At 63.2% G+C, this 22,396-nt stretch carries 18 protein-coding genes; 14 read left to right on the top strand and 4 right to left on the bottom strand.

The window, feature by feature from the left end; all coding sequences use genetic code 11:
- Positions 1-14: 14 nt before the first annotated feature.
- Positions 15-2,894: a 2-oxoglutarate dehydrogenase E1 component gene (locus WH367_RS06930; RefSeq protein WP_312987576.1), complete on the bottom strand. Its 2,880-nt coding sequence runs from the start codon at positions 2,892-2,894 to the stop codon at positions 15-17.
- Between the two features lie 248 nt (positions 2,895-3,142).
- Between WH367_RS06930 and WH367_RS06925 the strand changes: the two genes are divergently transcribed.
- From WH367_RS06925 to prmB, 9 genes are all read left to right on the top strand, one after another.
- Positions 3,143-4,228 (top strand): AI-2E family transporter, encoded by a 1,086-nt coding sequence (locus WH367_RS06925; RefSeq protein ID WP_339535411.1) that lies wholly within the window; start codon positions 3,143-3,145, stop codon positions 4,226-4,228.
- Positions 4,229-4,281: 53 nt separating this feature from the next.
- Positions 4,282-5,352, top strand: coding sequence for a GTP pyrophosphokinase (locus tag WH367_RS06920; RefSeq protein ID WP_021028489.1), 1,071 nt, complete (start codon positions 4,282-4,284; stop codon positions 5,350-5,352).
- A gap of 514 nt (positions 5,353-5,866) precedes the next feature.
- Positions 5,867-7,198, top strand: a complete 1,332-nt coding sequence (locus WH367_RS06915; protein ID WP_021028490.1) for a polyhydroxyalkanoate depolymerase — start codon at positions 5,867-5,869, stop codon at positions 7,196-7,198.
- Positions 7,198-7,956, top strand: a complete 759-nt coding sequence (locus WH367_RS06910; RefSeq protein ID WP_339535410.1) for an RnfABCDGE type electron transport complex subunit B — start codon at positions 7,198-7,200, stop codon at positions 7,954-7,956. The genes WH367_RS06915 and WH367_RS06910 overlap by 1 nt, the downstream gene beginning before the upstream one ends.
- Positions 7,957-8,070: 114 nt before the next feature.
- The gene (gene dapC, locus WH367_RS06905; protein WP_021028491.1) at positions 8,071-9,279 is read left to right on the top strand and encodes a succinyldiaminopimelate transaminase; all 1,209 of its coding nucleotides are present in this window, start codon (positions 8,071-8,073) and stop codon (positions 9,277-9,279) included.
- 3 nt (positions 9,280-9,282) lie between these two features.
- Positions 9,283-10,107, top strand: coding sequence for a 2,3,4,5-tetrahydropyridine-2,6-dicarboxylate N-succinyltransferase (dapD, locus tag WH367_RS06900; protein ID WP_339535053.1), 825 nt, complete (start codon positions 9,283-9,285; stop codon positions 10,105-10,107).
- A gap of 320 nt (positions 10,108-10,427) precedes the next feature.
- A complete protein-coding gene (locus WH367_RS06895; RefSeq protein ID WP_021028493.1) occupies positions 10,428-11,588 on the top strand; it encodes a PilT/PilU family type 4a pilus ATPase in 1,161 nt (386 codons plus the stop codon).
- Between the two features lie 276 nt (positions 11,589-11,864).
- The gene (dapE, locus tag WH367_RS06890) at positions 11,865-13,013 is read left to right on the top strand and encodes a succinyl-diaminopimelate desuccinylase (protein WP_339535051.1); all 1,149 of its coding nucleotides are present in this window, start codon (positions 11,865-11,867) and stop codon (positions 13,011-13,013) included.
- A 98-nt stretch (positions 13,014-13,111) separates the two neighbouring features.
- Positions 13,112-14,023 carry a 50S ribosomal protein L3 N(5)-glutamine methyltransferase gene (prmB, locus tag WH367_RS06885; RefSeq protein WP_339535049.1) on the top strand — a complete coding sequence of 304 codons (912 nt, stop codon included), beginning with the start codon at positions 13,112-13,114 and terminating at the stop codon, positions 14,021-14,023.
- A gap of 18 nt (positions 14,024-14,041) precedes the next feature.
- Here prmB and WH367_RS06880 read toward each other — a convergent pair whose 3' ends face one another.
- Positions 14,042-14,929 (bottom strand): ferritin-like domain-containing protein, encoded by an 888-nt coding sequence (locus WH367_RS06880; protein WP_339535047.1) that lies wholly within the window; start codon positions 14,927-14,929, stop codon positions 14,042-14,044.
- 264 nt (positions 14,930-15,193) lie between these two features.
- On the opposite strand from WH367_RS06880, the gene WH367_RS06875 reads away from it, so the two are divergent.
- The 3 genes from WH367_RS06875 (at position 15,194) to WH367_RS06865 (ending at position 17,882) form a co-directional block, all read left to right on the top strand.
- Positions 15,194-17,242, top strand: a complete 2,049-nt coding sequence (locus tag WH367_RS06875; protein WP_339518016.1) for an ABC-F family ATP-binding cassette domain-containing protein — start codon at positions 15,194-15,196, stop codon at positions 17,240-17,242.
- A 22-nt stretch (positions 17,243-17,264) separates the two neighbouring features.
- Positions 17,265-17,579 (top strand): cupin, encoded by a 315-nt coding sequence (locus tag WH367_RS06870; RefSeq protein ID WP_339535045.1) that lies wholly within the window; start codon positions 17,265-17,267, stop codon positions 17,577-17,579.
- A gap of 78 nt (positions 17,580-17,657) precedes the next feature.
- The gene (locus tag WH367_RS06865) at positions 17,658-17,882 is read left to right on the top strand and encodes a hypothetical protein (protein ID WP_339535044.1); all 225 of its coding nucleotides are present in this window, start codon (positions 17,658-17,660) and stop codon (positions 17,880-17,882) included.
- Between the two features lie 45 nt (positions 17,883-17,927).
- On the opposite strand, the gene WH367_RS06860 is transcribed toward WH367_RS06865, so the two are convergent.
- Together WH367_RS06860 and WH367_RS06855 are read right to left on the bottom strand one after the other, a co-directional pair.
- A complete protein-coding gene (locus WH367_RS06860; protein ID WP_339535043.1) occupies positions 17,928-19,670 on the bottom strand; it encodes a long-chain-fatty-acid--CoA ligase in 1,743 nt (580 codons plus the stop codon).
- A gap of 69 nt (positions 19,671-19,739) precedes the next feature.
- On the bottom strand, positions 19,740-20,345 hold the full coding sequence (locus tag WH367_RS06855) for a hypothetical protein (protein WP_339535041.1): 606 nt from the start codon (positions 20,343-20,345) through the stop codon (positions 19,740-19,742).
- 243 nt (positions 20,346-20,588) lie between these two features.
- On the opposite strand from WH367_RS06855, the gene WH367_RS06850 reads away from it, so the two are divergent.
- Together WH367_RS06850 and WH367_RS06845 are read left to right on the top strand one after the other, a co-directional pair.
- A complete protein-coding gene (locus tag WH367_RS06850) occupies positions 20,589-21,596 on the top strand; it encodes an ABC transporter substrate-binding protein (protein WP_339535039.1) in 1,008 nt (335 codons plus the stop codon).
- A gap of 9 nt (positions 21,597-21,605) precedes the next feature.
- Positions 21,606-22,394 (top strand): ABC transporter ATP-binding protein, encoded by a 789-nt coding sequence (locus WH367_RS06845; RefSeq protein ID WP_021024935.1) that lies wholly within the window; start codon positions 21,606-21,608, stop codon positions 22,392-22,394.
- Positions 22,395-22,396: the final 2 nt, after the last annotated feature.

The following is a 22,396-nucleotide window of genomic DNA, read 5'->3' as shown; positions in this document are numbered from 1 at the left end:
TGCTGAGGTCGTGCTTACTTGGTCAGCACAAAGCCCTTGAGCTTGCCGAATGCGCCTTCAACCAGCGCCTTTTGCTGCTCTTGGTGCAGGTGCGAATAGCCCACGGCAGGCGATGCCGAAGCGGCGCGGCCGGAGTAGCCCAGCTTTTGGCCGTCGAGCATGTTCTCGTGGATGTAGTGCTGCACGAAGAACCATGCACCCTGGTTTTGCGGCTCGTCCTGGCACCACACCACTTCCTTGGCGGCGCTGTACTTCTTCAGTTCAGCGGCAAAGGCCTTGTGCGGGAACGGATAGAGCTGCTCGATACGGATGATGGCCACATCGGTGCTGCCTTCTTCGGTGCGCTTCTTGACCAGGTCGTAGTAGACCTTGCCCGAGCAGGCGATCACGCGCTTGACCTTGTCGGCCTTGGCAACGATGGCCTCATCGCGCTCGCCGATCACGGTCTGGAAGCCACCGGAGGTGAATTCCGACACGGGCGAGGTCGCATCCTTGTTACGCAGTAGCGACTTGGGCGTCATGATGATCAGCGGCTTGCGCAGCGGACGCACCATCTGGCGACGCAGCAAATGGAAGATCTGCGCAGCCGTGGTCGGCTGGGTCACTTGCATGTTCTGGTCAGCCGACAGCTGCATGAAACGCTCCAGGCGTGCCGAGCTGTGCTCAGGGCCCTGGCCTTCATAGCCGTGCGGCAGCATCAGAGTCAGACCGTTGATACGGCCCCACTTGACTTCACCGGAGGCGATGAACTGGTCGATCACCACTTGCGCACCGTTGGCGAAGTCGCCGAACTGCGCTTCCCAGATCACCAGGGTGTTGGGATCGTTGGAGGCGTAGCCGTATTCGAAGCCCAGCACTGCCTCTTCGGACAGGATGGAGTCGATCACGGTGAACGGAGCCTGGTTGTCAGCGACGTTCTGCAGAGGGATGTAGGTGCCCTCGTCCCACTTTTCACGCTTCTGGTCGTGCACGACCGAGTGGCGGTGGGTAAAGGTGCCGCGTCCGCTGTCTTCGCCCGACAGGCGGATCGGGTAGCCCGAGGCCACCAGCGAGGCGTAGGCCATGGTCTCACCCATGCCCCAGTCCACGTTGATGTCGCCACGGCCCATCGCTGCGCGGTCGTCATAGACCTTCTTGACCAGCTGGTGCGGGTTCACCGACTCAGGCAGGGTCGTGACGCGCTCGGCCAGACGCTTCCACTCTGCCACAGGAATGGCGGTGTCTGCGCTGTCGGTCCACTTCTGCTTGAGGAAGGGGCTCCAGTCCACGGCGTACTGGCTCTTGAAGTTGGTCAGCACCGGGTCGACCGTGTGCTTGCCCGCATCCATGGCAGCGCGGTAGGCCTTGACCATGTCATCGCCCAGCGTCTCGCCCAGGCCTTGCGTGGCCAGCTTGTCGGCGTAGAGCTTGCGCGTGCCGGGGTGCTGGGCAATCTTCTTGTACATCAGCGGCTGGGTCAGCGCAGGCGTGTCCTGTTCGTTGTGACCAAGCTTGCGGTAGCAGATGATGTCCACCACGATGTCCTTGGAGAATTCCATGCGGAAGTCCAAAGCCATCTGCATGGCCAGGGCCACCGCTTCGGGATCGTCGCCGTTGACGTGCAGCACGGGCGAGTCGATCATCTTGACGATGTCCGTGCAATACGTGGTCGAGCGCAGATCGCGAGGATCGGAGGTCGTGAAACCAATCTGGTTGTTGATGATGATGTGCACCGTGCCGCCCGTGGTGTAGCCACGGGTTTCGGACAGTGCCAGCGTTTCCTGGTTCACGCCCTGGCCGGCAAAGGCCGCGTCACCGTGCACCAGCACGGGCAGCACTTGCTTGCCCTGTGGGTCGTTGCGGCGGTCCATGCGCGAGCGCACCGAGCCTTCGACCACGGGGTTGACGATTTCCAGGTGCGAGGGGTTGAAGGCCAGCGACAGGTGTACTGGGCCGCCAATGGTCGACACGTCCGAGCTGAAGCCCTGGTGGTACTTCACGTCACCGGCAGTCAACTCTTCAGGGGCGGTGTGGTCGAACTCGGCAAACAGGTCCTTGGGCATCTTGCCCAGGGTGTTGACCAGCACGTTCAGGCGGCCGCGGTGGGCCATGCCGATCACGATTTCCTGCACGCCGGTCACGCCAGCGGCGTTGATCAGCTGGTCCATCGCCACGATGAAGGACTCGCCACCTTCAAGCGAGAAGCGCTTTTGACCCACATACTTGGTGTGCAGGAAACGCTCCAGGCCTTCGGCTGCGGTCAGGCGGTCGAGAATGCGCTTTTTCTGGTCGGCGTTGAAGGCGGGCTTGCTGCGAATGCTCTCGAGCTTTTGCTGCCACCAGCGCTTCTGGTTCTGCTCGGCGGTGTACATGTACTCCGCGCCCAGCGTGCCGCAGTAGGTCTCGCGCAGTGCATTGAGCAGCTCGCGCAGGGTCATCGATTCCTTGCCGAAGAACGTGTTGCTGATGTTGAACACGGTTTCCTGGTCAGCGTCGGTAAAGCCGTAGAAGGCTGGATCGAGCTCAGGAATTTCGGGGCGCTCTTGGCGCTTCAAGGGGTCCAGATCAGCCCAGCGTGCGCCCACATTGCGGTACGCGGCAATCAGCTGCTGCACGGCGGTGCGCTTGCGGCCCAGCTCCGAATCAGCACCGGAGGCGACCACGACCTTGGTCACGCCTTGTTTGGCGCGCTCAGCAAAGGCGTTGACGACGGGGAGATGAGGGACGTCCTTGGCATTGCTGCCGTCCAATGCGGGGACGTTTTGCAGTGCATCAAAGTAAGCGCGCCAGGTGTCTGGTACGCTGCCTGGGTTATCGAGATAGTTCTCATACATCTCTTCGACATACGGGGCATTGCCGCCGAAGAGATAGGTGTTGCCTTGGTAGGCTTGATACACAGAATTCGTATCGCTCATTTTCTCCGCTGACCTCCGCTTTCCTCTGGAAAGCATTAGCTGGTGCATATAAACAACCTTCCGCGACACGGCTGAACCGATTGGCGGATGCGACTGTGGCTGGGAAGGGCCGATCAACCGGTATTGTGCCACTTCCGCCCGGGCTTGTCCTTCGATGGCCTTGGCGCCTGCCGCTGCCTGCCCTCAATAGCGCATGTGGATGCTGGAACCATATACATTTGCGCTATCCATTCACACCGATGCGCTTGATGTTCAACAACCACTCTCTTCACGACAAAGCATTCATCTTGCTGCTAATAGGCGTCAGCATTGCTTTTTTTGCCGTGCTTTTTCCCTTTCAGGGCGCCGTTTTTTGGGCCGTCATCTTCGCTGTTGTGTTTACGCCTCTACACAAAAAAATCCTCGGCCGCCTCCCCAAATACCCGACTATTGCGGCCTTGATTACGCTGGTGCTCTGCCTGGTGCTGGTGATCCTGCCGCTGATCCTGCTGTCGATCTCGCTGGCCAAGGAAGCGGCCACCATCTATGAGAGCGTGCACTCGGGCGAGATGAATTTCGGCCAGTACTTCCAGCAGATCTACAACGCCATGCCCCAGTGGGTGCTGGACCTGCTGACCCGCTTCAACCTCAACGACCCCAAGGTGATCCAGGAGAAGATCTCCGGCATCTCGGTGCAGGCCAGCCAGTATGTGGCCACCAAGGTGCTGGCCATTGGCCAGAACACCATGGGCTTTCTGGTGAGCTTCTGCATCATGCTCTACCTGCTGTTCTTCTTCCTGCGCGACGGCAAGACCCTGATCCGCAAGATCCTGGCGGCCACCCCGCTCGACGATGCCCACAAGAAAAAGCTCGGCGCCAAGTTCATCACCGTGGTGCGCGCCACCGTCAAGGGCAACCTGGCCGTGGCTGCAACCCAGGGCGCGCTGGGCGGCATCATCTTCTGGATTCTGGGCATTGAGGCTTCGCTGCTGTGGGGCGTGGTGATGGCCTTTTTGTCGCTGCTGCCCGCCGTGGGCGCGGCCATCGTCTGGGCGCCAGTTGCCATTTATTACATTGCCACCGGCTCCACCACTGAAGGCGTGGTGTTGGCCGCCTATGGCGCCGGCATCATGGGCATGGTCGACAACGTGCTGCGCCCGCTCCTGGTGGGCAAGGACACCAAGATGCCCGACTACCTGATCCTCATCTCCACGCTGGGCGGGCTGTCGCTGTTCGGGCTTACCGGCTTTGTCATCGGGCCCCTGATTGCCGCGCTGTTCATCGCGGTCTGGGATCTTTTTGCGCCCCAGGCCCACATCAGCGACTCCGCTGAGGTGGACAATAGCGCCAAGTAATCTCTTCTTTTGGCGGGCGCGCCGCGCCTGCCCCTTCTTTGCTGCCCTGCCCCATGCCCGCTCGCGATTTTGAATCCCGCAAACAGGAGTTCCTGGATTTCTACGCCGCCCAGTTGCCCACCCTCAAGGCAGCAGCGGCCTCGTTCAATGCGCTGATCCACGCCATCCTGAGCAACCTGGAGGGCGTCAACATCGCCAAGTTCGAGTGCCGGGTGAAGACTGCCGACGAATGCGTGCGCAAGTTCAAGCGCAAGTACCGCAACTTTGTCGAGGACCAGTCCGAGGACTATGCGATCCAGGACTACATCACCGACCTGATCGGCGTGCGCGTGGTGTGTCTGTATGAGGACGAGCCACCGGCCATCATGTCTCGGGTACGTGAGTATTTCGATGTGATCGAGATCACCGACAAGACCTCGCCGATGGAGGACTCGGAGTCCGAGTTCGGCTACAAGGGCATTCACATGGACCTGCGGCTCAACCAGCAGCAGGCGCAGCTGACCGAGCACCAGGCCTATGCCGACCAGGCTTTCGAGCTGCAGATCCGCACCATCATCCAGGACTCCTGGAGCGAGCTGGACCACAAGATCAAGTACAAGAAATCCATCCCGACCAACCTTAAGCGCCGCATCAACATCCTGTCTGCGCTGTTTGAATTGGCCGACCGCGAGTTCTTGCAGATCCGCAATGAGACCAGCCAGGCGCTGGCGCTCTCGCGCGCCGAAGACGAGATCGACGGCCCCTTTGGCGATGGCCTGGGCGACAGCAACGAGCCGCTCGATGCCTTCAGCTTCGTCGCCTTTGGCCACAAGCACTTTCCCGGCTATGAGTTCGATCCGCAAAAGGTCGAGTTCTTCCTCGACGAGCTGCTGCACGACTTTGCCGTGCGCCACGCAGGCTGGCTGTTTGCCGTGGTGCAAAAGCATGTCACCACCGTGCGCCACTACAAGGCCGATTTCCAGCACCGCTACCCGTCGAGCAGCTTCAACCCCTTCACGGTGATGCGCCACTGCCTCTACCTGGAGGACAAGCAGCGTTTTCGCAAAACGCTGCGCAACTCGGCCCGCGAGGCCTTTGAGGAATGGCTGCAGCGCCAGCCGGCCAACAGCACCAGCGAAGACTAAGAACCTGTTCAAAGTCTCTACGCAGCCGCGTTGGAGTGCAATCGGGATGAGTTCGAAGGGATGGAACGTAGCTTGCACCGGGGTGCAAGCAAGGGCCAGCGCGCAGAAATCGCCCGATTTCACTCCAACCCGTAGGGACAGTGGCTTTGCGAGCGGTCTGCGTCGTTGCAAATCCTCGCAATAGCTGGGCTATTGCTGCGGTGTTGCGCCTCGCATCCCATCTCGCAAAGACACTGTCGCGGCGCGAGGAGACTTTGAACAGGTTCTAAGGGATAGCCCCAACCCAAAATATTCGAGCAAGTCTATCAACCATTAGTTAAAATCAATGCTTGTAACACGCACCGCCCGCCAGGCTCGATTGCAGCGGGCATGCGGGCTGCAGGCGGGTGTAGCACAGCGCGGAGCGGCGCGCTAACCTCGCGTTACGCCCCCTCCCCGTGTTTACGAGCACGCCTGGCCCCACTTTCTGACACGCGCTGCTGCTATATTGCATTGCAACAATCACGGAGTTTTGATGCTGTACCAACTGTATGAAACCCAGCGGGCCCTGATGGAGCCCTTTGCAGAATACGCCCACGCCACCTCGAAGATGCTGAGCAATCCGCTGTGGCCGATCAGCCAGACGAACACTGCCCAGCGCGCCTCGGCGGGCTTTGACCTGTTCTACCGGCTGGGCAAGGACTATGAAAAGCCCGCCTTTGGCATCAACACCATCGAGGCCAATGGCCACGAGATCGCGATCCACGAGCGTGTCGAGCTGACCAAGCCCTTTTGCGAGCTGCGCCGCTTCAAGCGCTTCTCCGACGACCAGACCAGCCTGGCGGCGATGAAGCAGCAGCCCGTGGTGCTGGTGGTGGCGCCGCTGTCGGGCCACTACGCAACCTTGCTGCGCGAGACCGTGCGCACCATGCTGGCCGACCACAAGGTCTACATCACCGACTGGACCAATGCGCGCCTGGTGCCGCAGACCGAAGGTGTGTTCCACCTCGATGACTACGTCAACTATGTGCAGGAGTTCATCCGCCACATCCAGGGCATCTATGGCAACTGCCATGTGGTGAGCGTCTGCCAGCCCACCGTTCCGGTGCTCGCGGCGGTCTCGCTGATGGCCAGCCGCGGCGAGAAGACCCCGCTGTCGATGACCATGATGGGTGGCCCCATCGATGCGCGCAAGTCACCCACCACGGTGAACAACCTGGCCACCACGCACGATCTGCAGTGGTTCGAGTCGAATGTGATCCATTCGGTGCCCGGCAACTTCCCCGGTGCCGGCCGCCTGGTCTACCCCGGCTTTTTGCAGCACATGGGCTTTGTCAGCATGAACCCTGACCGCCATGCGATGAGCCACTACGACTACTTCAAGGACCTGCTCAAGGGCAACGAAGACAGCGCCGAGCACCACCGCAAGTTCTACGACGAGTACAACGCCGTGCTCGACATGGATGCCGCCTACTACCTGGAAACCATCAAGACCGTGTTCCAGGACTTTGCACTGGTCAAGGGCACCTGGGAGGTGCGCTCGCCCGAAGGCAACCTGGAGCTGGTCAAGCCGCAGGACATCCGCCACAGCGCGCTGCTGACGGTCGAAGGCGAGCTCGATGACATCTCGGGCTCGGGCCAGACCCAGGCCGCGCATGACCTGTGCACCGGCCTCAAGGCGGTCGACACCCGGCACTTCGAAGTCAAGGGCGCGGGCCACTACGGCATCTTCAGCGGCAAGCGCTGGCGCACCATGGTCTACCCGATGCTCAAGGATTTCATCCTCGCCAACAACCGCATCGAGGACCGCCCTGCAGGCAGCGTAAAATCGGCCACTTCCAAGCAGAATACTTTGCACACGGTGTGATCGATACCCCCAAAACCAGCGACCAGCCAGCCTCAGCGCTGGCTGTTTTCATTGGCGCCATTGATGCGGCCTTGCCGCAGACCCAGTGCACGCGCTGCGGCTACCCCGACTGCCGCCACTATGCCCAGGCCATTGCCCAGGGCGAGGCGCAGATCAACCAATGCCCGCCCGGCGGCCAGGAAGGCGTAGCACGGCTGGCGGCCATCACCGGCCAGCCAGCGCTGCCGCTGAACCCGGACAACGGCCTCGAAGCCGTGCGCGTTGTTGCCCGTATCGATGAGAACTGGTGCATCGGCTGCACCTTGTGCATCAAGGCCTGCCCGACCGATGCCATCCTGGGCGCGAACAAGCGCATGCACACCGTCATTACCGAAGCCTGCACCGGCTGCGAGCTGTGCCTGCCGGTCTGCCCGGTCGATTGCATCGAACTGGACAACGCCACCGGCTGGGCCGCCTGGAGCCCGGCGCAAGCCGATGAGGCGCGGCTGCGCTACCACAGGCACCAGCAGCGCCTGGACGGCGCCCACCGCCCGCAGGCATCCGCCCCGGCAGCAAGCGCAACCAGTGCGCCTCGCGCAGCCCCCGCAGGGCTCAGCGCCCAAGCGGCCCAGGCTGCCGCCGTCAGTGCAGCGGCAGCGCAAAATAACGCGGCCAGCAAGGCCACATTGGCGGCGCCGGCCGCTGCCGACAAAAAGGCAATCCTGGCCGCCATTTTGGCCAAAGCCAAGCAGCAACAAGGCGGCAAGCCGTCGTCTTAATGGCTGCACAGCGCCTGGGGGCCGCTAAAAGACCGCCAAAAGGCCGCCAAACCCCTACCGGGCATGACAGAACGGCGCAAAAAACCGGTGCTGCTGCACCATAATGGCTGGCTTATGAACCCCTTGCTCCAGAAACTGCAGCCCTACCCGTTTGAGCGCCTGCGCCAGTTGTTTGCCGGTGTCACGCCACCCGCAGACAAGTCGCCCATCAGCCTGGGTATCGGTGAGCCCCGCCACCCCACGCCCGCCTTTATCGAGCAAGCGCTCTCGGACAACCTGGCCGGCCTCTCGGTCTACCCCGCCACCGCCGGCACACCCGCCCTGCGCGAGGCTTTTGCCGCCTGGCTGTCCACGCGCTACGGCCTGCAGGTGGATGGGCAAAAGCACACCTTGCCGGTCAATGGCAGCCGCGAAGCACTGTTTGCGTTCACGCAGACGGTGGTTGACAGCAGCAAGCCAGGCCCGGTCGTGCTCTGCCCCAACCCGTTCTACCAAATTTACGAAGGCGCGGCCCTGCTTGCAGGCGCCACGCCCTACTACGTGCCCAGCATCGCCAGCAAGAACTTTGCCGTCGACTGGGCCAGCGTGCCCGAGGACATCTGGCAGCGCACCCAGCTGATCTTTGTCTGCTCGCCGGGCAACCCCACCGGCGCCGTGATGCCGCTTGACGAGTGGAAGAAGCTGTTTGAGCTGTCCGACCGCTATGGCTTTGTCATTGCGTCTGACGAGTGCTACAGCGAAATCTACTTCCGCGACGAGCCGCCGCTGGGCGGCATGCAGGCAGCGGCGCAACTGGGCCGCAGCGATTTTCGCCGCCTGGTCTCGTTCACCAGCCTGTCCAAGCGCAGCAATGTGCCGGGCCTGCGCAGCGGTTTTGTCGCGGGCGACGCCGAGCTGATCAAGGCCTTCACGCTCTACCGCACCTACCAGGGCGGCGCGATGAGTCCGCCGGTGCAGGCGGCCAGCATTGCGGCCTGGGGCGATGAGCGCCATGTCGAAGACAACCGCGAGCAATACCGCCGCAAGTTTGCCGAAGTCACGCCCGTGCTGTCGGCCGTGATGGATGTGCAGCTGCCAGACGCCAGCTTCTACCTCTGGGCCGGCGTGCCCCCAGAGATGGGCTTGTCCGACACCGAGTTCGCGCGCGAACTCTATGCCCAATACAATGTCACGGTTCTGCCAGGCAGCTATCTGGCCCGTGACTTCAACGGCAGCAACCCAGGCGCCGGCCGCATCCGCATGGCCCTGGTGGCCCAGACCGCCGAATGCCTGGAAGCCGCACAGCGCATTGCCCAATTCATTCAATCCTGGAAAAAAGCCTAAACCATGACGCAACAACTGCAAACCATCATCGAATCCGCCTGGGAAGCCCGCACGACGCTCTCGCCTGCCTCGGCTCCCAAAGAAATCGTCGATGCGGTCGACCATGTGATCAACGCCCTGGACCAGGGCGAGCTGCGCGTGGCCACCCGTGAAGGCGTGGGCCAGTGGACCGTGCACCAGTGGATCAAGAAGGCCGTGCTGCTGTCGTTCCGCTTGAAGGACAACGCGCTGGTGCAAGCCGGCGACCTGAACTTCTACGACAAGGTGCCCACCAAGTACGCCGGCATGTCCGAGGCCGATATCGCTGCCACCGGCGTGCGCGTGGTGCCGCCCGCTGTGGCCCGCCGCGGCAGCTTTGTGGCCAAGGGCGCCATCCTGATGCCTTCCTACGTGAACATCGGCGCCTATGTGGGCGAAGGCACCATGGTCGACACCTGGGCGACCGTGGGCTCCTGCGCACAAGTGGGCAAGAACGTCCACCTCTCGGGCGGCGTAGGCCTGGGCGGCGTGCTCGAACCGCTGCAAGCCAACCCCACGATCATTGAAGACAACTGCTTTATCGGCGCCCGCTCCGAAATCGTCGAAGGCGTGATCGTCGAAGAAAACTCGGTCATCTCGATGGGCGTCTACATCAGCCAGTCCACGAAGATCTACAACCGCATGACCGGCGAAGTCACTTACGGCCGCGTGCCTTCGGGCTCGGTGGTGGTCAGCGGCTCCATGCCTGCCAAGGACGGCAGCCACAGCCTGTACTGCGCGGTGATCGTCAAGCAAGTGACGCCCGAGACCCGCGCCAAGACCAGCATCAACGACCTGCTGCGCGACTGATCTGCCGCCCAGGGACTCTCTGTATAACCCTCGCCCAGCGGGATGGACGCAGATCGGGATGAGATGCAAGGCGTCTTTTGCAGTCAATAGCAGGCTATTGACAAGAAAGACAACGCAGCAGATCGCCCGAGCCTGCATTCAAACCACGGCAGGGAGTTGTGCAGAGAATCCCAAGCCATCCACAAGCCCTGCAAGCCTTGCGCTGCAGGGCTTTTTTCTGGCCGCTTGCGCCACGTTGGGCTGCTGCGAGGACGCAACATCGTTTATTGACTGCGTAGCTAAGCCTACAATCTCTGCACAAATTAACAGAGGGAACTGACATGGGAACCATGGAGCGAATCTTGCGCCTGATGGCGGACAACAAAGCCTCGGATGTCTATCTGTCAGCCAATGCGCCCGCGCTGGTCAAGATCCAGGGCGAATGCATCCCCCTCAACAACCAGACCTTGACGCCGGATGCGCCGCGCACCCTGCTCGCCGAGATCGTGCCGCCCGAGCGCATCGAAGAGCTGGACGAGACCGGTGAGCTCAACATCGGCGTGCCGCTCGAAGGCGTGGGCCGTTTCCGCGTCAGCGCCATGCACCAGCGCGGCAGCTGCGCCGTGGTCATCCGCTATGTGCCTCAGGACATCCCCAGCCTGGAGCAGCTGGAGCTGCCCGAGATCTTCCAGGACCTCATCATGGCCCGGCGCGGCCTGGTGCTGTTTGTCGGCGCCACCGGCTCGGGCAAGAGCACCTCGCTCGCCGCAATGATCGACCACCGCAACGGCCAGCAAAGCGGCCATATCCTGACGGTGGAAGACCCGATCGAGTACCAGTTCTCCAACCGCCGCTCCATCATCAACCAGCGCGAGGTCGGCAGCGACACCGCCTCGCTGCAGACCGCGCTGAAGAACGCGCTGCGCCAGGCGCCCGATGTGATCATGATTGGCGAAATCCGCGACCGCGAGACCATGTCGGCGGCCATTGCCTACGCGCAATCCGGCCACCTGTGCCTGGCCACCTTGCACGGCAACAACAGCTACCACGCGCTCAACCGGATCCTGAGCTTCTACCCGGTCGAGGTGCGCCCCACGATGCTGGGCGACCTGTCATCAGCGCTGCGCGCCGTGGTCTCGCAGCGCCTGGTCAAGACGGTCTCGGGCAAACGCACCGCTGCCATCGAGGTGATGCTCAACACCAAGCTGGTGGGCGAGATGATCGAGCAAGGCAACTTCTCTGCGGTGCGCGAGGCGATGGAAAAATCGATGGCCGAAGGCTCGGTCACCTTTGAAGGGGCGCTGGCCGCACTCATCCACAGCGGCAAGATCAGCCGCGAAGAAGGCCTGGCCAACTCCGACTCGCCAACCAACCTGATGTGGCGGCTGCAAAACGACTTCCAGATGGCAGCCAATGCCGCCAAGGCCCAGGTCGCGGCCAAGCCCGAGCTGGACGACGCGGCCTCGTTCACCGAAATCGTGCTCGACGTGAACCAAGAGTAAGATAGCGGCCGTTGCCCCTAGGGATGCTCTGCAAAACCCTCGCCAAGCGGGATGGACGTGGATCGGGATGAGCCGCAAGGCGTCTTTTGCAGTCAATAGCCGTAGCTATTGACAAGGAAGACAACGCAGCGGATCGCCCGAGCCCGCGTTCAGACCACGGCAGGGAGTTTTGCAGAGGTCCCTAGGGCAGCGCGCCACGACGCCGTGGCCATATGCCCTGAATGCGGCCTGCGGGCCGCATTGTTGTTGACCTCCCCGCCCACTTTCTTTGACGCCATGTCCCGCACCCTGCAACTGACCGAGCAACTGATCGCCCGTCCTTCCGTGACGCCCCATGACGAAGGCTGTCTGGACATGGTTTCCGACCTGCTCCAGCCGCTGGGTTTTGCCTGCGAGCGCATGGACAGCGGCCCCGGCAGCTTTCGGGTGAGCAACCTCTGGGCGCTGCGCCGCAGCGGCGTGGCCGGTGCCAAGACCGTGGTCTTTGTCGGCCACACCGATGTGGTGCCCACCGGTCCGCTGGAGCAGTGGAACTCACACCCCTTCACCCCCTCGCACCGCGATGGCAAGCTGTATGGCCGTGGTGCCAGCGACATGAAGACCTCGATCGCCGCCTTTGTCGTGGCCGCCGAGGAGTTTGTCGCCCAGAACGCTGCAGCGCCGCTGGATATCGCGCTTTTGCTGACCAGTGACGAAGAGGGCCCGAGCGTGGACGGCACCGCCGTCGTCGTCGAGCAGCTGCGCCAGCGCGGCCAGGTGCTGGACTACTGCCTGGTGGGCGAACCCACCGCCGTGCAAAAGCTCGGCGACATGGTCAAGAACGGCCGGCGCGGCAGCCTGACGGGCAAGCTTACCATCCATGGCGTGCAAGGCCATATCGCCTACCCGCAGCTGGCCCGCAACCCCATCCACCAGGGCCTGGGCGCGCTGGGCGAGCTGGCCAGCACCGTGTGGGACGAAGGCAATGCCTTCTTCCCGCCCACCAGCTTCCAGATGAGCAATATCCATGCGGGCACGGGCGCGGGCAATGTGATCCCGGGCCAGATGGTGGTGGACTTCAACTTCCGCTTCAGCACCGAATCGACGGCCGAAAACCTCAAGGCCCGCGTCAAGTCCACCCTGGAGCGCCATGCGCTCGAGTACGACCTGAAGTGGACCCTGGGCGGCAAACCCTTCCTGACCACACCCGGCGTGCTGGTCACCGCCGTGCAGCAGGCGATCCGCGACGAAGTGGGGCTCGAGACCACCTTGTCGACCACCGGCGGCACCAGCGACGGCCGTTTTGTCGCCGATATCTGCCCGGAAGTCATCGAGATCGGGCCATCGAACGCCACCATCCACAAGATCGACGAGTGCGTGGCCGTGGCCGATATCGAGCCGCTGAAAAACATCTACCGCCGCATTCTGGAAAACCTGGCGCGCTAAGCCAGTAGCCAGATAGGCCTGGCGCCAGCCTTGCCTGGCGCCGTGCGGCTGTCATCAAGCCTACAATGGCGGTCTTTGATTTTTGCCTGAGTTGAGCCATGACCACCATCCGCACCCTGATTGATGACAGCGCAGCAGCGCTCAGCGCTGCCGGTGTGCATTTTGGCCATGGAACGACCAATGCGCAGGACGAAGCGAGCTGGCTGGTGCTGTGGTCACTGGGCCTGCCGGTGGACAGCGACACCAGCCCGGATGGCGCTGAATCGGTGGCGAACCAAACCGTCGGCGATGAACAGCGCCAAAAGCTCGAAGCGCTTGTGGCCGAGCGCATCCGCAGTCGCAAGCCCGCCGCCTACCTGACCCAGCAGGCCTGGCTGCAAGGCGTGCCCTTCTACATCGACGAGCGCTCCATCGTGCCGCGCAGCCTGATTGCCGAGCTGCTGGCCGATGGCAGCATTGACGACTGGCTGAGCGACAAGACCCGCCAGGTGCTGGACCTGTGTACCGGCAACGGCAGCCTCGCCTGCCTGGCCGCCATGGCCTACCCCGATGTGCAGGTCACCGGCGCCGATCTGTCGGCCGATGCGCTGGCCGTGGCCCGCATCAATGTGGACCAGCATGGCCTGCAAGAGCGCGTGCAGCTGGTTCAATCAGACGGTATGGCGAACGCCCGCGGCCCCTGGGACCTGATCCTCTGCAATCCTCCCTATGTCAACGCCCAGAGCATGGCCAGCCTGCCGCTGGAATACCAGGCCGAGCCGGTGCTGGCACTGGCCGGTGGCCAGGACGGCATGGACTTTGTGCGTCGCCTGATTCTGGAGCTGCCCCTGCGCCTGAGCGAAGACGGTGTGCTGGTGCTGGAGATTGGCAACGAGCGCGCCTACTTTGAAGCCGCCTTCCCTGGGCTGCCGGTGTTCTGGATGGACACCAGCGCCGGCGACGACCAGGTGCTGCTGCTGACCCGCGAAGCGCTGATGCACTGGGCGCAGGAACAACCCACGCAGCTTTGAGTCTGGTTCAGCGTTGATTCAGTAGGCCAGCATTTTGCAGGCCAGCCGACTGATGGGCCGGTGCAGGCAGGATTCAAGCCTGGGCGGCAGCAGCATCGGCTTGAGCAGCATCTGCACCGCCAGCTGGGCCGGCAGGCCGCTGCTGATCAGGTGGTAGATGCGCTGGGCGACATCGTCAAAGCTGCGCTGCCGGTCGGCAAACAGCGCGCCCTTGTGGGCAAACACATGGCGCAGCGCCACATCGGAATCACTCTCGCGCAGTTCTTTCAAGCGGCTGTACAGCGCCTTCGCAATGCGCAGCCGGCCAACGGGCTCCTGGGCCTGCAGGCTTTTGAAGTAGCTCAAGAAATGCTTGAAGTGGCCGACCTCGTCATTGCGGATATGGCCCAGCAGCCCGGTCAGCACCGGCTCCTGGCTGAGCGCGCGCAAAGTGTGGTAGTAGGCCGTGGTGCCCGTCTCCACCACGCAGCGCGCCACCATCTCCAGGCGCGGGTCTTCCAATAGCGCCTCTTGCGTGCACAGCAGCGAATACTCGGCAAAAAAGCTGTCATAGGCCTTTTGCCAGTCAAAACTGGGCCAGACCGCCTCCACATAGCGCCGCAGCGATTCGCCGTGCTGCAGCTCCTCATGCTCCCAGCGCTCTTGCAGCCAATGCTGGATGTCCGGGTAGCGGGCATAGTGCGCGCCCAGGTTGGCGGCATAGGTGTCCGAGCCGGTCTCGACAAAGGAGGCGCTCATCAGCAAGTAGAACATGTCTTCGTCGTTCGCCACCGCGCCATGGTCGATCTGCGCATAGGGAATGTCGGCCAGCTGCCAGTGGGACCGCGCCGCTGCAGCCGCGCCCAGGCTGTGTGCTGGCTGGCGGTCACCGGCAGTCCGTCCATGCATTTCAGAGGCTGTTGTCATAGCACTGTCCTTGTGATTGCCATCACTGAAATATGGCGTTTGCACACTGCAGTATGGCCCTGTGGCCGGGGCTTGGGTAGGCCCAGGCCGGTGTCAGCGCCCAACACCTGCCGCCTCCTACAAGGGCATGCGGCATTGGCCTACCTGGGCTTGCAGCAGGCGCCTGGGCGAACGCCAATGGCGCAAGCCGTGCGGCCAACCACTGCCCGCTATGCCCTGCATGGCCCTGGGCCAAGCCCAGGGCGGCGATAATCGAGGCCATTCATGATTACGCTGAAAAATATCACCCTGCGCCGCGGCACCAAAGTGCTGCTTGACGGCGTCACCACCACCATCAACCCGGGCGAATCGGTGGGCCTGGTCGGCCGCAATGGCGCTGGCAAGTCCACGCTGTTTGCGCTGCTCAACGGCTCGTTGACGGAAGACGGTGGCGATTTCCACATCCCCGCCCAGTGGCGCATGGGCCAGGTGGCCCAGCACATGCCCGAAACCGACGAATCGGCCACCCAGTTTGTGCTCGAGGGCGACACCCGCCTGGTCGAAGTACAGGCGCAGCTGGAGGCGGCCGAGGCATCCGGCGACGGCATGGCCCTGGCCCAGGCCTATGCGGACCTGGCCGACGCCGGCGCCCACGATGCCGTTCCCCGCGCGCAGGCGCTGATCCTGGGCCTGGGCTTCAAGGTGCAGGAGCTGGAACACCCGGTCAACAGCTTCTCGGGCGGTTGGCGCATGCGCCTGCAGCTGGCCCGCGCGCTGATGTGCCCCAGCGATCTGCTGCTGCTCGACGAACCGACCAACCACTTGGATCTGGACGCGCTGGTCTGGCTCGAAGCCTGGCTCAAACGTTACCCCGGCACCCTGATCACCATCAGCCATGACCGCGAATTTCTCGACGCGATCACCAATGTGACCCTGCAGATCCAGGGTGGGCAGCTGACCCGCTACGGCGGCAACTACAGCCGCTTCGAAGAGCTGCGTGCCCAGCAGCTGGAGCTGCAGCAAGCCAGCTTTGCCAAGCAGCAAGAGAAGATGGCGCATCTGCAGAAGTTCATTGACCGCTTCAAGGCCAAGGCCAGCAAAGCCAAACAGGCGCAAAGCCGGGTCAAGCAGCTCGACCGCATGGAGAAGATCGCGCCCGTGCTGGCCGAGGCCGAGTTCACCTTCGAATTCAAGGAACCGGCCAACCTGCCCAACCCGATGCTGGCGATCACCGACGCGGCCTTTGGCTATGAGGACGAAGACGGCAAGCAGACCACGATCTTGCAAGGCGTCAACCGCTCGGTGCTGGCAGGCCAGCGCATTGGTATTCTGGGCGCCAACGGCCAGGGTAAATCGACCCTGGTCAAGACCATTGCCCGCGAGATGAAGGCCCTGGCCGGCACCGTGACCGAGGGCAAGGGCCTCAATATCGGCTACTTTGCCCAGCAGGAGCTGGATGTTTTGCGCCCGAGCGAAAACCCGCTCGAGCACATGATCCGCCTGGCCAAGGAGATCGGCAGTGAAGGCAACAGCGCGCGCGAGCAGGACCTGCGCAACTTCCTGGGCACCTTCAACTTCAGCGGCGATATGGTCAAGCAGGCCGTGGGCAGCATGAGCGGTGGCGAAAAGGCCCGCCTGGTGCTGGCAATGATCGTCTGGCAGCGCCCCAACCTGCTGCTGCTCGATGAGCCCACCAACCACCTGGACCTGGCAACCCGCGAAGCGCTGGCGATGGCACTGAACGACTTTGACGGCACCGTCATGCTGGTCAGCCATGACCGCCATCTGCTGCGCGCCGTCTGCGAAGACTTCTGGATGGTCGGCCGTGGCCAGGTCGGCCCCTTCGATGGCGATCTGGACGACTACCAGCGCTACCTGCTGGACGAATCCAAGCGCCTGCGCGAAGAAGCGCGCCAGGCCGATATGCAATCGCGCAGCAAGGATGCAGCGCCTGCCCCTGTGGCCGCGCCCGTCGCGGCACCGGTTGCGGCACCCGCGCCAGCCCCTGCGCCTGCGCCCGCCAAGGCCGAGCCCGTGGGCGACCCCAAGGAAGCCCGCCGCCTGGCAGCGCTGGCCCGCCAGCAGCTGGCCGACAAGACCAAGCCCTTCAAGAAAGAGCTGGAACAGATCGACAAGAAGCTGCCCCAGCTCAACGCGCAGCGCGATGCGCTGGAGACCAAGCTCGCGACCCCGGGTCTGTCGGGTGCCGATATCGTCGAAGCCGGCAAGCAGCTGAGCGCCGTCAATGGCGAGATTGAGCAGCTCGAAGAGCGCTGGCTGGAGCTGTCCGAGCAGATCGAGGCCATCAGCCAGGAGTTGAACGCGACCGCTTAACGTGCCTTTGCACTGAGACACTATGCAACGCATCATCCGCAGCCAGGAATTCACCGCCGAGCGCCCCTGGGGCGCCCAGGACATTGCCCAGATGAACGGCACCAGCGTCCGTTTGCACTGGACGGACCAGCCCTATATCTGGCATGTCAACGACGGCGAGGAAGTTTTTGCGGTGATGCAGGGCCTGGTGGTGATGCACTGGCGCGAGGCGGGCGAAGAAAAGCAAGCCCTGCTGCAGGCCGGGGATATCTTCCACGCCGGCGTGGGCTGCGAGCATGTGGCCCACCCGAAGGGTGAGGCCAGGATCCTGGTGATTGAAAAGTCTGGAAGCGTGTAGCCTGCACCCTACATCAGGCTGGGCAGAGACCGCTGCGCCCACCTACACTGGCTGGCTCACCACGAGCCTCAGAACGCCATGCATGAAGACCCACCCCGCGACAGCGCCGAGCGCAATATTCGCCTCTTTTTTGGAATCTTGCTGGGCCTGTTTGTCGCGGGCGTCATCGGCTTTAAAACCTACCCAAGCTGGACGACTTGGGCCATCCTCTGCGTTGTCTGCCCGGTGGTTTGTGGCTGGCTAGCGGTACAGTATGGCGACGGGTTTTGGTTCAAGATGCTGCGCCTCATGCGCTGGTGGTAGTGCATCCCTCCCTGCCTATGCGCCTGCAGGCATCCCACGGCACCTTTACTCCTTTTCCTGCAGCAAGCGCCACATCACCTTGCCGCTGCCACTCTTGGGCAACTGGTCTACCAGCTGCACCAGGCGCGGCGCCTTGTACACCGCCATGTGTTCGCGGCACCAGTCGAGAATGTCCTGCGCGCTGACAAGGCCCTGCTGGCCTTGGCGCAACACCACCACCGCCTTGACGGTCTCGCCCCGGTAGTCATCCTTGGCCGCGATCACACAGGCCTCCAGGATGGCAGGGTGGCGGTACATCAGGCTCTCGACCTCGGCGGGCCAGACCTTGTAGCCGCTGGCATTGATCATGCGTTTCAAGCGATCGGTCAGAAAGAAGTAGCCATCGGCATCGCGGTAACCCAGGTCACCGGTGCGGAAAAAGCGCTGCCCGCCCACCTCGACAAAACTGGCGGCCGTGGCGGCGGGCTGCTTCCAGTAGCCCTGCAGCACCTGCGGACCCTGCACCACAATCTCCCCCACCTCACCGTCGGCCAGGGGCTGCAAGGTTTCGGGGTCGATCACCAGCGACTGCATGCCGATATGCGGCAGCCCCAGGCACTGCTGCTTGGGGTGCTCGTAGGGATTGGCATGCGAGGCGCCGCAGGTCTCGGTCATGCCATAGCCCTCGATATAGTCCAGGCCCCAGACCTCCTTGACCCTTTGCGCTACCGACTGCGGCATCGCCGCGCCCCCGCCACCCATGTAGACGAGGCTGCGGGTGTCCATCTGCGCCAGGTTCGGGCTGGCCAGCAGATCGACCACCATCGTCGGGATATTGGCCCAGTGCGTCACCCGGTAGCGCGCCATCAGCGCGGCCGCCAGCTGCCGGTCCCAGCGCGGCATGATCACCAAGGTGGCCCCGGCGCAGATCAGCACATGCATGATCGACACCATGCCGGTGATATGGAACATCGGCGCCACCACCAGGTTCACGCTCTCTGTGCTTTGCCGGCCCCAAAGCACGCCCGCCATCGCCGCATGCTGCACATGGCTGTGCGCATGGATGCAGCCCTTGGGCAGGCCGGTGGTGCCGCTGGTGTAGGGCAGGATCGCCATATCGCTGGCCGCTACCTCGGCGGCGGGGGGCTCGGCACGGCACTCGACGGCATCGAGCCAGCGGCTGACCGTGGTGGCACCCAGCAGATCGGCACCCGGCAAAGGCTGCGCGCCCAGCAACCAAGGCTGCCAGGCAGGCGGAAAATCCGGCTGCGTAGCGGCATCGGCCGGCATGGTGTCCGACAGATGGCTGATGACCAGGTGCGCCAGCTGCTGCTCGGGCGGCAGGCTGCTGCTGGCCTGGCACAGCGCAGGGGCCAGATCGGCGGTGGTGATCGCTACGCGCGCATCGGCATCGCTGATGTAGTGGGCCAGCTCGGCGGCGGTGTTCATCGGGTTGACCGGCACCACCACCGCATTGGCGCGCAGGATCGCGTAATGCGCCAGCACCAGCTGCGGGCAGTTTTGCATCAGCAGGATGACCCGGTCACCCTTGCGCACGCCTTGCTGGTGCAGGTGGGCGGCCAGGCGCTCGGTCTGTTCGCACATCTGGCCATAGCTGATGGCCTGGTCAAAAAACACCAGTGCGGTATGGTCCGGATAGCGCCGGGCATTGACGGCCAGGTTGTCCCAGACCGAGGTGGCCGGCAAGGTCAGGCGCCGGGGCACACGCCCGGGCCAATGGGCGGATATCGGGGCAGATACCGGGGCAGAGGTGGAAGTGGAGGCAGGCAGGTCTGCAGCAGCGGTCATGGCGGGTCCCGAACTTTCAAAGCGAGTTTCGGTCCAGTATGCCCAGCCGCCCAGGCACCAGCCCGTCGCTTAGGGGACCGGCGAGCCCCGGTGTGGCGCGCCCTGTTGTTGCACCCAGTGCAGCACCGCATGCCAGCGCTGGGCAGCGGCTGCCAGCCGCTCCCGCGCCGCACCGGGCCCGGCCTGGCGCCAGGCGATATCGGCCATCACCGCGTCTTGCCACATCTGTGCCTGCTGCTCGACCTGGGCCTGCTGGAACTGGGCCAGCAACTCTGCCGGCGATGCACTGGGCGTATAGGCATAGGGGTTGATGCCATGGCGCCAAAAGCGCCATTGCAGGCCCAATGCCTGCCGGGTTACCGCCCTGCCCTGCAGCCGCTGCCAGTGGTGGAAGGCCTCGTGGGCCAGCCATCCTGCAATCAGCGGCTCAGCCAGCCGCAGGCACTGGCGCGGGTCTGACGCTGCAAAACAGTGCGCCGGCATCGACACAAAGCCGCCGTTGAACGACAGCGCCCTGCGCGTATCGCCCAGCCGGCGCAGGTAGAGGCGCATGCGCGACCAGCCCGGGTGCTGCGGCTGGCCAAAATAGCGCGCCAGCAGCACCCATTCGTCGGCCGTCAGCGGCCGGGACCAAAACAGTGCGCGCCGCAACCTAGGGGGCCAGCGCGCTGCCATGCGCCGCGGCATCAAGGCCGGCTCCCAAAGCCGCCGCCATCGGCCCTCACCGCACCTCGCCCTACACCCAATCCCGGGCTCCAGTCCTGATGGTTAACACCGATCCTCGGCATGCACGATAAATTGGATACTGAATACATAACAAGACATGGATCCGGAAATTTCAGCATTTATTTCGGCATTGTTCTTGCATGAAGCTGTTTTTATTCATCTGTCGCTATTTTCTGTATACAAGGAGTGGGTATGAAGAACATGTTTCGCCGCCGTGCGGCCCTTATTGCCTCCCTGCTGGCGGCGCTGCTGCCGCTGTCCCATGCCCAGGCGCAGACAGCGCACAAGATCCGTTACGAGGAGGTGGTGCGCTCGGTGCTCTATGTTCCCATGTATGTGGGCATCCAAAAGGGGATGTTCAATGACGCGGGCATCGAGATGAGCATGAAAACCTCGCAGGGCACCGACAAGGGCATGGCCGCCCTGCTCTCGGGCAGCGCCGATATCGTGCTGATTGGCCCCGAGGCCTCGATCTATGTCGCCAACAGCGAGTCGCCAGTCAAACCCATAGTGTTTGCCGGACTGACTGCCACCGACGGCTTCTTGCTGATGGGCCGCAAACCCGATGCCAATTTTGACTGGAGCAAGCTCAAGGGCAGCAAGATCATGTCCTTCCGCCCGGGCTCCAACCCCGATATCTTTCTGGAGGCGGCCTTGCGCAAAAAGGGGCTCGATCCGAAAAAAGACCTCACGCTGGTCAGCAATATCGGCCCGGCCGCGCGCACCGGCGCCTGGCTGGCCGGGCAAAACGACTACGCCACCTTTCTGGAGCCCGAGGCCAGCAGCTTGGAAAAACAAGGCAAGGCCTTCCCGCTGGGCGCGGTGGGCAAGGAAGTGGGCATGGTCGACTACACCGTGTTCACCACCACCGATGCCTACCTGAAGAAAAACCGGGCCGCCGTGCAAGCCTGGACCCAGGCGGTGGCGAAAGCCCAGCAGTACACCGCTGCTGCGCCGGCGGGCGAGCTGGCCGATCTGGTGGGCAGCTATTTCACGGGCCTGAGCAAGGCCGAGCTGGTCAGTGCCATTGAGCGCTACCAGCAGCTGCAGCTGTGGAAGAAGACGCCGATGGTCGAGAAGCAAGCCATGGACCAGCTGCAGGACATGCTGGTGCAAGGCGGTGTGCTGGAGGCCGGCAAAAAGGTCGACTACGCCCGCTTTGTCGACATGGGCCTGGTGCAGAGCCTGGCGCAAAAATAAGGAGCTGCGATGACCCACCCCTACCGCGTCCATGTCGACAACGTCTCCTTGCGCTATTTCACACCCCAGGGCGAGACCCAGGCGCTGCAGAACATCAACCTCTCGGTCAAGGCAGGCGAATTCATCAGCCTGATTGGCCAGTCGGGCTGCGGCAAGAGCACCTTGCTGTCGATCCTGGCGGGCATTTTGCCGCCGTCCAGCGGCACGGTGCTGGTCGATGGCCAGACCATCGTCGGCCCCAACCCGCGCATCGGCTACATGCTGCAGCAGGACTACCTGTTCGAGTGGCGCACCATTTTGGAAAACACCCTGCTGGGCGCCCAGATCCAGAACAAGGACCTGGCGGCCGCCGAAAAGCGCGCCACGCAGCTGCTGCACAAATGCGGCATGGGCGACTACCTGCACCACTACCCGCGCCAGCTCTCGGGCGGCATGCGCCAGCGCGTAGCCTTGGCCCGCACCCTGGTCACCAACCCGGATGTGGTGCTGCTCGACGAGCCCTTCTCGGCGCTCGACTCGCAAACCCGCCTGTCGATTGCCGATGAGGTGGTCGATGTGCTGCGCGACGAAGGCAAGTCGGTGATCCTGGTCACGCACGACATCGGCGAGGCCATTGCAATGACCGACCGCGTCATCGTGCTCTCGCGCCGGCCCGGCCGCATCAAATCGGTGCACCACATGGACTTCCCCTCGCAGGGCGGCAAACGGCCCACGCCTTTTGAGGCCCGAGGCTGCCCGGAATTCAACGATTACTTCAATGTGCTGTGGGACGAGATCGACGCCCACGTGGAAGGCTAAGC

This window comes from Comamonas sp. MYb21 (genome assembly GCF_037479395.1).
Taxonomy (GTDB): Bacteria; Pseudomonadota; Gammaproteobacteria; order Burkholderiales; family Burkholderiaceae_C; genus Comamonas.
Note: the sequence above shows the minus strand (reverse complement) of the source record. Positions and strands in the feature narration are given on the sequence as shown.